The organism is Deinococcota bacterium, assembly GCA_030858465.1.
Classification (GTDB): domain Bacteria; phylum Deinococcota; class Deinococci; order Deinococcales; family Trueperaceae; genus JALZLY01.
This window is the reverse complement of sequence record JALZLY010000023.1, coordinates 1-9,219: the sequence shown is the minus strand read 5'-3', so window position 1 is coordinate 9,219 and position 9,219 is coordinate 1. Positions and strand designations below refer to the sequence as shown.

At 63.9% G+C, this 9,219-nt stretch carries 13 protein-coding genes; 8 read left to right on the top strand and 5 right to left on the bottom strand.

Annotated elements, in window-relative coordinates; translation table 11 throughout:
• Positions 1 to 606: phosphoribosylformylglycinamidine cyclo-ligase (locus M3498_01425; protein MDQ3457957.1), on the top strand; the 606-nt coding region annotated here is incomplete at its 5' end.
• A 94-nt stretch (positions 607 to 700) separates the two neighbouring features.
• Complete coding sequence (locus tag M3498_01420) at positions 701 to 1,222, top strand: fasciclin domain-containing protein (protein ID MDQ3457956.1); 522 nt, start codon at positions 701 to 703, stop codon at positions 1,220 to 1,222.
• Between the two features lie 98 nt (positions 1,223 to 1,320).
• Here M3498_01420 and M3498_01415 read toward each other — a convergent pair whose 3' ends face one another.
• The 3 genes from M3498_01415 to M3498_01405 form a co-directional block, all read right to left on the bottom strand.
• Positions 1,321 to 2,814: a HAMP domain-containing histidine kinase gene (locus tag M3498_01415; protein ID MDQ3457955.1), complete on the bottom strand. Its 1,494-nt coding sequence runs from the start codon at positions 2,812 to 2,814 to the stop codon at positions 1,321 to 1,323.
• Positions 2,815 to 2,874: 60 nt separating this feature from the next.
• The gene (locus M3498_01410; GenBank protein MDQ3457954.1) at positions 2,875 to 3,552 is read right to left on the bottom strand and encodes a response regulator transcription factor; all 678 of its coding nucleotides are present in this window, start codon (positions 3,550 to 3,552) and stop codon (positions 2,875 to 2,877) included.
• Positions 3,553 to 3,638: 86 nt separating this feature from the next.
• Positions 3,639 to 4,133, bottom strand: coding sequence for an S-ribosylhomocysteine lyase (locus M3498_01405; protein MDQ3457953.1), 495 nt, complete (start codon positions 4,131 to 4,133; stop codon positions 3,639 to 3,641).
• 182 nt (positions 4,134 to 4,315) lie between these two features.
• On the opposite strand from M3498_01405, the gene M3498_01400 reads away from it, so the two are divergent.
• Positions 4,316 to 4,840: an NYN domain-containing protein gene (locus M3498_01400; protein ID MDQ3457952.1), complete on the top strand. Its 525-nt coding sequence runs from the start codon at positions 4,316 to 4,318 to the stop codon at positions 4,838 to 4,840.
• Positions 4,841 to 5,027: 187 nt separating this feature from the next.
• On the opposite strand, the gene M3498_01395 is transcribed toward M3498_01400, so the two are convergent.
• Positions 5,028 to 5,978, bottom strand: coding sequence for a YafY family transcriptional regulator (locus M3498_01395; protein ID MDQ3457951.1), 951 nt, complete (start codon positions 5,976 to 5,978; stop codon positions 5,028 to 5,030).
• Between the two features lie 55 nt (positions 5,979 to 6,033).
• On the opposite strand from M3498_01395, the gene M3498_01390 reads away from it, so the two are divergent.
• The 5 genes from M3498_01390 (at position 6,034) to M3498_01370 (ending at position 8,202) form a co-directional block, all read left to right on the top strand.
• Positions 6,034 to 6,255, top strand: coding sequence for a hypothetical protein (locus M3498_01390; GenBank protein ID MDQ3457950.1), 222 nt, complete (start codon positions 6,034 to 6,036; stop codon positions 6,253 to 6,255).
• A gap of 70 nt (positions 6,256 to 6,325) precedes the next feature.
• On the top strand, positions 6,326 to 6,838 hold the full coding sequence (locus tag M3498_01385; protein MDQ3457949.1) for a DinB family protein: 513 nt from the start codon (positions 6,326 to 6,328) through the stop codon (positions 6,836 to 6,838).
• Positions 6,831 to 7,322 (top strand): DinB family protein, encoded by a 492-nt coding sequence (locus tag M3498_01380; GenBank protein ID MDQ3457948.1) that lies wholly within the window; start codon positions 6,831 to 6,833, stop codon positions 7,320 to 7,322. The genes M3498_01385 and M3498_01380 overlap by 8 nt, the downstream gene beginning before the upstream one ends.
• Before the next feature lie 33 nt (positions 7,323 to 7,355).
• The gene (locus M3498_01375; GenBank protein ID MDQ3457947.1) at positions 7,356 to 7,643 is read left to right on the top strand and encodes a DUF1905 domain-containing protein; all 288 of its coding nucleotides are present in this window, start codon (positions 7,356 to 7,358) and stop codon (positions 7,641 to 7,643) included.
• Between the two features lie 49 nt (positions 7,644 to 7,692).
• On the top strand, positions 7,693 to 8,202 hold the full coding sequence (locus tag M3498_01370) for a DinB family protein (GenBank protein ID MDQ3457946.1): 510 nt from the start codon (positions 7,693 to 7,695) through the stop codon (positions 8,200 to 8,202).
• Positions 8,203 to 8,559: 357 nt separating this feature from the next.
• Here M3498_01370 and M3498_01365 read toward each other — a convergent pair whose 3' ends face one another.
• Entirely contained in the window at positions 8,560 to 9,036 is a 477-nt protein-coding gene (locus M3498_01365; protein ID MDQ3457945.1) for a hypothetical protein, read from the bottom strand.
• Between the last annotated feature and the right edge of the window lie 183 nt (positions 9,037 to 9,219).

Here is a 9,219-nt window from a genome sequence, read left to right as displayed (position 1 = left end):
CTTTTGGGCGGCGAGACGGCGGAACTGCCCGGCGTCTACGCCGCGGGCGAGTTCGACCTGGTCGGCACCGTCGTCGGCGCGGTCGCGCGCGCGGAGATGGTCGACGGCCGCGAGATCCGCTCGGGCGACCGCATCCTCGCCCTCATGTCGGGCGGCCTGCAGACCAACGGCTATAGCCTGGCGAGGAGGATCTTAGAAGGCCGCTACGGCGAGGCTCTGGGCGACGGCACCGTCGGCGAGGCGCTCCTAAGGCCGCACCGCAGCTACCTGCGGCCGGTGCGCGCCCTCTTGGATCTGGGGCTAGTGCGCGGCATGGCGCACGTCACCGGCGGCGGCATGCCCGGCAACCTGCCACGCGTCCTGCCCGCGGGACTCGGCGCGGTGATCGAAGCGGACAGCTGGCCGGTGCCTGCGATCTTCCGCTTGATCCAGGCGGCGGGCGGCGTCACCGGCGAGGAGATGCGGCGGGTGTTCAACCTCGGCGCGGGCTATCTCGTGGTGGTGCGCCCGGAGGACGTGGCCGAAGCCCTCGCCTGTGCCGGCGAGAGCGTCTTCCCTATCGGCACGGTCGTCGAGGGGCTGGGCGTGCAATTTCAGACTTCATGAGTTGAATTTGTGGGCTGGAACCAATTGATGGCTTGCTGGCTCAACTATTCTCAGAATTGTACATGGTTTGTACGATGTTTGAAAGGAGATACACATGAAGAAGCTATTAGCCTTACTCGTGCTTGTCGTCGGCCTCACCCTCGCGGTCGCCAGCAACCAGCAGACCGCCGAGGAACCCGGCACCATCGTCGATGTCGCCATGGCGAACCCGGACTTCAGTACTCTGGTCACCGCCCTTCAAGAAGCAGACCTCGTCGAGACACTCCAGGGCGAGGGTCCCTTCACCGTGTTCGCGCCGACCGACGAAGCCTTTGCCGCCCTGCCCGAGGGCGCCTTGGACGAGCTTCTCGCCGATCAAGAGGCGCTTCAGGCGGTTCTCCTCTACCACGTAGTAGCCGGCGAAGTGACCTCGGAGGACGTCATGGCGCTCGAGGACGGCGCCGAAGTCGAGACCGTCGAGGGCAGCCCGCTCACCGTGACCTTCGACGGCGATATGGTGATGGTCGATGACGCTACCGTCACGGACGTCGACATCATGGCCTCCAACGGCGTCATCCACGTGATCGACACCGTGCTCATGCCGCCGCTGGAAGAAGGCGCCTCGAGCAGCAACTGACCTTCCACTTCAGCAAGTCCTCAAGGCAGCGAGGAGCCCGGGTCAGACCCGGGCTCCTTTTGCTCGCCGACGAACATGCCATGCTCGAGAGGCCGTGCTCAGGTGCGGACAGGCTTGAACGCTTGGGGGTGCACGGCGCTCTGCTTGGAACTCGCCTGGCTGTAGGCGGGCAGGAGCACGGTAAAGGCGGTGCCCTCGCCGAGCCGCGACTCCACCTTGACCTCGCCGCCGTGCTGGGCGACGATCCACTTGACGATGGCCAGACCCAGACCCGAGCCGTTGCCGCGCGTCGAGCGGGCGCTGTCAACCCTGTAGAAACGCTCGAAGAGAAAGGGAATCGCCTCGGCGGGGATGCCGGGGCCATCGTCTAAAACCTCGAGGCTGACCTCGTCCTTGCCCTGCGTGAGCGAGACGGAGACGTGCCTTGAGCCGGCGTTGAGGGCGTTCTGGACGAGGTTCAAGACCACCTGCTTGAGCCGGCCGGCGTCGCCGTCGACTTCGACGATGGGCGAGGGAATGGCGAGCGCGAGTTCGGTGCCCTCGGCGGTGCGCCTCACCTCCTTGTAGACGCTCTCGACCACCTCGACCAAGTTCATGGGCTCGCGCTTGACCGCGAAGCCCGCGTCGGCCCGGGCCAACTCTAAAAGGTCGTTGACCAGTTTGGCCATGCGCTCGCCCTCGCCGCGGATCACCCCCAGCGACTCGGCCTGCTCGGCGCTCGGCTTGGTGCGGCGGAGGAGGTAGTTGGCGTGGCCGACGATAGCGGTGACGGGCGTGCGCAGCTCGTGGCTGGCATCGGCGGTAAAGCGCCGCTGCGTCTCGAAGGACTCCTGGAGTCGCGCCAGCATGTGGTTGATGGCGACCGCGAGCTCGCTCATCTCGTCTTCGGACTTGGGTACGGGCACCCGCTGGGCGAGGTCTTGCGAGCCGATGCGCGCGGCGGCGGCGGTCACCCGCTTGACGGGCAGGAGCGCCTGGCCCGAGAGCAGCCATACCCCGACCGCGAAGAGGCCAAAGGCCGCCACCACCATGGTGACCAGGTTGACCGCGAGCTGGCGCAAGATGGGTTGGATGCTCGAGGTGGGCAGGGCGATCAGGTGAGCGGCGTAAAAGTTGAGGTTTTCCTGACCGTTGTCGAGGGAGTGTCGCAACAAGCGCGCCTGAACCACATGGGTCTGGCCGCCGGGCCCGCTCACGCGCAGGGCGAGCTGGCCTTCGCGGGCGAGCCTTTCGCGGTCGCGCGCGCTCAGCGCCGACCAGAGGCTGGTTTCTCTGCTGGGCGCGCCGCCCTCGGCGCTCATCGGCACCTGCCAACTCTGCCAACTGCCACGCGCGACCTGTTCGGCGCTGAGCGGCCGCGCCGGGTAGACCAAAAATTCGTGTAGGGCGCCGTGTTCCGAAGCCTGCAAGGCCTGATAGGCCTCGGTGAGATTGGCGTTGGACGCGAAGATACGCATGACCTCGGCCACCCGGTTCTCGAGCTGGGCGATGAGCGAGCGCTCGGTGAGCGCGTAGACGCCCCAGGCCACCACCACCAGGACCAGGGCCAGAAAGGCGGTGTAGACGAGGGTGAGCCTGAGCCTCAAGGACATAGCGCTAGCCTAAAGCATCCCCGGCTAAGGAAGAGGAGCGTTTGATGAGTGAGCCATGCCTCACTCTTCGCGCAAGACGTAGCCGACGCCGCGCACGGTGTGGATGAGGCGGCGCTCGCCGTCGCCCTCGAGCTTGCGCCGCAGGTAGCCCACGTAGACGTCGACGACGTTCGAGCCGCCGGTGTACTCGGGCCACACCTTCTCCTCGATCTCGAAGCGGTTGAAGACCTTGCCGGGGTTGCGCGCGAACAGCTCCAGGAGCTCGAACTCCTTGGCGGAAAGCTCGACCCGGCGGCCGTCGCGAAAGACCTCGCGGCCGTCTAGGTTCATGACCAGGTCGACGACCCGCACCTCGCCGGTGACGGCGGGGTTGACGCGGCGCAGGTGGGCCCGCACCCTGGCCAGGAGCTCCTCGATGGAAAAAGGCTTGACCAGGTAGTCGTCGGCGCCGGCGTCCAAGCCCGTCACCTTCTGCTCGACCGAGTCCTTGGCGGTCAAGATGATGATCGGCGTGTTGCTCGTCTTGCGGATGCGCCTGGCCACCTCGAGGCCGTCCAGGACGGGCAGCATCAGGTCCAAGATGACCAGGTCGGGGTTGAGCTCGCGGAATTTGGAGAGGCCGGTGATGCCGTCGTAGGTGACGACGGTCTCATAGTTCTCGGCCTTGAGCTCGAGATCGATGAACTTGGCGATCTCTTTCTCATCCTCTACGATCAGCACTAGCGGTTTGCGGTCCATAAGGGATTATAAGGCGCGGATTATGAGAGCATTGATGAGAAGGTGACGAGAAGATGAGAAGGCGCGACTGGAGCATCCGCTGGCGGCTAGGTTGCACCCGGCCCAGCGAGAGGAATAGTTGCCTGAATGATGAGCTCGTCCCTCAGAATGTCGCGCGCCCAGGCTTTGGCGCCGTGAAGCGAGTGGTCGCGGTAGTTGCCGCACTCCCTCTCGCTGCAGCCGGGAACCGGCCCGTCGTGCTCGGCGATGGCTTGGAGGCTGCCCTGGCAGGCCACCCTCACCTCCTCCTCCGCAGGCTCGCCCAAGACGGTCAGATAAAAGCCCGTGCGGCAGCCCATCGGGCTGGCGTCGACGAGCTGCGGCAGGCGCTCGCGCAAATAGCCGGCCATGAGGTGCTCGATGGTGTGCAGCGCCGCCGTGGGCAGGGCGGTGACGTTAGGCTGCACCAGGCGCAGGTCGAACTTGCGGATCTCGTCGCCGCGCGCCGTCTGGTAACGGCCCGCGAGGCGCAGGTAGGGCGCCCTCACCTTGGTGTGGTCCAGGTTGAAGGATTCGACGGTCTTGGCGGGCCGAGTGGTCATGACCTCAGTATAGCGGCGGGGCAAGCGGGCGAGGCTCTCGAGCCGACAGGAGGGTGACAGGAGACGCGCGCTGGGGTAGACTGGAGCAAGCGAGAAGCGAGCCGCCGGTCTCCTGCCCCTCGCCGGGCTGGGGCGCCGGTTGCCGGCCCTCTACGCTATTTTGCGTTTGTTATGGAGCGAGCATGTACCAACCCCGCGTGGCTATTTTCGTCGACGGCTCAAACCTCTACAACGGCATGCGCGAGAACCTGTCGAGCACCCGCGTCAATTTGGCCGAACTCACCAAACAGCTCGTCGGCGAGCGCAAGCTCATGCGCGTCTACTACTACAACGCGCCCCTTACCGACGACTACGATCACGAGCTGCGCGAGGGCCAGCAGCGCTTTTTCGAGTCGCTGCGGCGCATCCCCTACGTGACGGTGCGGCTGGGGAGGTTGTACCGCCGCCACGACGGCTCGCTGGTCGAAAAGGGCATCGACGTGGCCATCGCCGTCGACGCCCTCTGCCTGGCCTATAACGGCGCCTACGACACCGCCGTCCTGGTCAGCGGCGACGGCGACTACGTCGAGCTCGTCGAGGCCGTCAAGCGCCTCGGCAAGCACGTCGAGTGCGCGATGTTTCGCAACCAGTCGGCGGGGATCTTGCTCGAGTACGTCGACATCTTTCACCCCCTGGACGAGCTCAACTGGTCGAGGGTGCTCTTCTGAGGCCCACCGGTCGAGAAGGCTGCCGAGCAAGCTGAGGCTGACGGTCCAGTCAAGGCACTGGCGATCCACAACGAGGTCCGGCAACAATCCGTGTAAAACTCAGCGACTCTCATGAAATAACATGGCGGTAGCCTGAGCCAAATAACCGTTGTGCGGCACTAGCGCGCGACACTCGCTTCAACCTCTGCTAGCCCCCAAGCCGCTCAAGAATGCCCGCCGCGTGCTCCCTGAGCGCTACTTCCAACTCAGGCGGCTCGCGCACCTCCCAGGGAAAGCTGAAGCCCGCTATGACCCGCGCCAACCACGTTAGATTGTCCGTCGTGCAGCGCAAGGTGACGCCTTCCGAGGCGGGTTCTAAGGTCACGAAGTTCGGATACAGTTCGCGCTTAGCGTTCTCCAAGTTCGTCTTGAGCAGCACTTCCGCTGAGTGAGCAAGAGGCACCAGCGCCACCGAGCGACTGACGTATTCGGGCGCGTCAAAGCCCTTGGGCAGTTCAAAGCTCGGGTCGAGCAGCTTGGCCTCGTCAATCCGGTCTACGCGAAACACCCTCAGCGCTTGCCGCAAGTGACAGTAGCCAGCGGCGTACCAGCGGCCGCCGCGCTGGACCACGCCGTAGGGATCGAAGTCACGCTCGCTGGCGCTTTGCTGCTCGTTTAAGTAGCGCAACCATACCCGGCGCCGTGCCCAAACACCTTGGCTCAAGATGGTCAGCTGCTCGCTGCCGGGTAGGGCCTGTTCGGGCGGCACCTCGAGCACCAGCGTCTCTTGCAGCGCCGTGACCTGCCCACGTAAGCCTTCAGGCAAGACCCGAGTGAGTTTAGCGAGGGTGCGCTCGGCCGTGCTGGGTTCGACCAACCCGCCGGAGCGCCGCAGGAGCAGCAGCCCGACGGTGAGCGCTACGGCCTCGTCGTCGCTGAACATCAGGGGCGGCAGCTTGTAGCCGGGGCGGAGGCGGTAACGACCGTAACGGCCCCGCTCCCCCTCGACGGGGATGCCCATGTCTTGCAGCATGGTGATGTAGCGGCGGACGCTGCGCGGGCTGACCTCGAGCCGCGCTGCGAGTTCCGGCCCGCTGACGCGCTCCCGCGCCTGAAGCAGCTCGAGGATGGTCAGGAGGCGCGTGCTGGGATGATACATAATCAGGTCCGATCTTAACCTAATTCGGGTTTATCCTAGGTAGTGAGGAGGCGTTATGCGAAGCGCACACGAAAGCTTTTTGCTGGCCGAGGCGAGACAGCGGATTGCGACAGGAGAACATAGAGCAAGCCTCGAGTGGGGCCTGAGCGAACTCAGACGTACCCGCCCGACACTCCGGCACCGGGTTGCCAGGATGCTGGTCGCACTCGCCTACCGGCTCAGCCCGGAGGTCGCCCCGACTGCGAAGCCCGCCCCTAAGGGCTGCGTTCAAGCGTAGGTGAGAGGGCGGCTAAGATGTCATCGTCAAATCCGGTTACAGTGACTGCGGCAGCGAAAGGAAGTTTTATATGTCGAAGGCAACCGACCCGAGCGTGCTCGAGGCCCTGCTGGACTCGTGGGACCGGAACAACACCATCATGCTCAACCTGCTGCGCGCCCTCCCTGAGGGCGGGCTGGAAGTCAAGGCGACCAAAAGCAGTCCGTCCGTCGCGCAGCAATTCACGCACATTCACCATGAGCGGCTCGTGTCCGTCTTCGAGGAGGCTCCCGAGTTCGCCAGGAAGGTACCAGAGGAAGAGTGGCTGGCCGAGCGCGACAAGAAACGCATCGCGCAGATGTTAGAAGGCAGCGCCAAGGCGGTGCGGGACGCGGTGAGGGGGAGGGTGCTGGCGGGTCGGGAGATGGACCTCCACTACGACCACCCGGTCCTGCTGCTCCAGCTCTTGCTGTGGCACGAGGGCTACCATCACGGTCAGATCAAGCTGGCCCTCAAGGTGGCGGGGTACCCGATCAGTGATGAGGAAGCCGGGCCGTTCACATGGGGTGTCTGGAAGAACACGAAAGGAGAAAGAAATGGCTGAGGAAATCTTTACGACTGCGTCACCCAAAGCCATCGAAGGGCTGGTCGAGGCGTGGAGTTCCTTCACCCCGGCTTCGCATGCCCTCGATGGCCTCACGCCTGAGCAGGTAGTGATTAAGCTCGAGGGCTGGCCCTACTCGATTGCTGAAGTGGTGGCGCACATGCTGTTCTGGCAGAGACACGACTTTGCGACCATTGAAACTGGTGCGGAGCCTCATGTCTCAACTGGAGCTGACTGGCCTGCTGTCACTGAGGCTGACTGGCCACGCCTCAAGGACGAGTTCCTGGCGAGTCTGGAGAAGAGCCGTGAGATCGCCCGCGACCCCGAACATCTGGAGCGCCGCATCTTAGGCGGCAAGTTTACCGTCGGTCTGAGGATGGTCTGGTTTACCGGTCATAACGCCTACCACCTCGGGCAAGTCGTCATGATGCGCCGCATCATCGGCGCATGGCCCCCACCTGGTGGAGCCGGCCCCACATGGTAGCTCCCCCGCTGCTTGCGCCACGCTGGAGTTGCAATGAGCTTCGAGTTCAGCGGTGACATCTGGTACTGGCGAGGCCCTGCCCCCTTCTACTTTGTCACCGTGCCCGCAGCAGAGTGCGAGATATTGCACGATATCTCTAAGTGGGTGACCTACGGCTGGGGCATGATCCCGGTAAAGGTACGAATCGGCACAACGGAGTGGACAACCTCGCTGTGGCCCAAAGAGGGCCTCTATATCGTCCCTGTCAAGGTCAGCGTCCGCAAGGCAGAAAGTCTTGAGGAAGGCGATAGGGTTACCGTGCGCCTCGAGGTCGGTTCTTGATAGCTACTCGGACAACAGCGCGTACCGGCAAGCCACCCTGGAGGCAGAAATGAACATTCCTGAAACCTACAACTACCTCGTTCGCGCCCGCTGGGACCTGTGGGCTGCGCTGGGGGGCGTGCCGGACGAGGTTCTGTCCCGCCCGTTGCTGGGCGGTAAGCAGTTTCACTGCATCAAAGACCTCGTATTCCACATTGCGGGCGTGGAGGACGGTTGGATTCACTACACCATCCTGCGAGACCAGCCGGTGCTGGAGACCATTCCTGCCTTAAAAAGCACTAAGCTCGGCCCTGTCTACGCCGGCTTCGCGCTCGAGACGCTGCTGGACTATTGGCGGGCAGTGGAGCAGAGCACCCTCAGCTACCTCGCTACGTTGACGGATGATGAGTTAAACCGGCTTGTGGACGACTCGCCAACCGAGCGTTACAGGTTGGACGGCCTGCTGTGGCACGTTATGATTCACGAGATGCGGCACACGGCCCAGATTGTCGTGCTCCTGAGGATGCAGGGCATCAAGCCGCCCTCTCTCGACCTGCTGTTTTACCTGCCACCCAGCTAACCATGTCACGCTGCTTCAGCGTGAGGCTCGTGCCGCGGTAGGTCCCCAGGGAATCGTGGTCACGTCACAAGGCCCTTCAATCCCCCACAAGATCGCCCTCGGCGCTTAGGCCTAGGCGACTCATAGGGCGGAGGCGCTACCTTGAAGCAGAGCAGTTCTTTGACAGACCAGCAGTGGTTGGTGAGACCCGCTGCCATGGCCGGCGTGCGCTTGACCCAGCGGTGACGACGTTCGTCGAGGTAAAGCTTCAGACGCAGACTCTGGTGAGACGTGCAGAAGTTGTAGAGGCAGCCGACCAGGTGCATGCTTTGTTCGAGCAGCTCCGGTGTGCGCACTAGGGCGCGAAGGTGCCCTGCTTTAGCGGGTACTGCGCCTTGCCAAGCAGGCCAGGCGCTGCCGGAAGGTGGCGTTGAGCCGCTCGATGTAGGCGGTGTTGATACACCCGCCCCCTTGACTCTCACGTAGTATGCGCCCGACCATCTCCTCGCTGCCTTGAGTGACGCGGCGCTCGACACAGAGAACACCCTCCACGCGCCTCTTGATGACCTGCACGATGGCGATGTTGGGCCAAGGCACCAGCCGAGGGCGGCCCGGCTTGCCGGTGTAGAGCGGAGCGCGAAAGGCTTGGCGGAAGGCGCTGACGTAGCTGGCGAGGCCATCAGCTGCCAGCATGAGTTCCCGACACAGCGCTACCTTATGGACCTGTGCGACCAGTGCGGCAATCAAGCCATAGTCGCGCCGCTGCCCGACCACCCCGCCCAACCACAAGCGGCTGCTGATCCTTGGCGAGCCAAGGACCTGCGCCAACCACAAGATATCGCCTTGTGCCTTCACCCTGATTTCGTCAGCCTGCACCTGGCCTAGCTCGAACTTCTGCTCAGCAACCAGCCTTTCATGCATCCTTGACGTGTCAAGGACAGTGTGCTCCCGAACGCCTGAGCCACTCGCAAACGGTGCGCTCGTCGAAACCAAAGACGGCGACCACAGCCTGGACGGGGCAGCCGTGGGCTAAGAGTG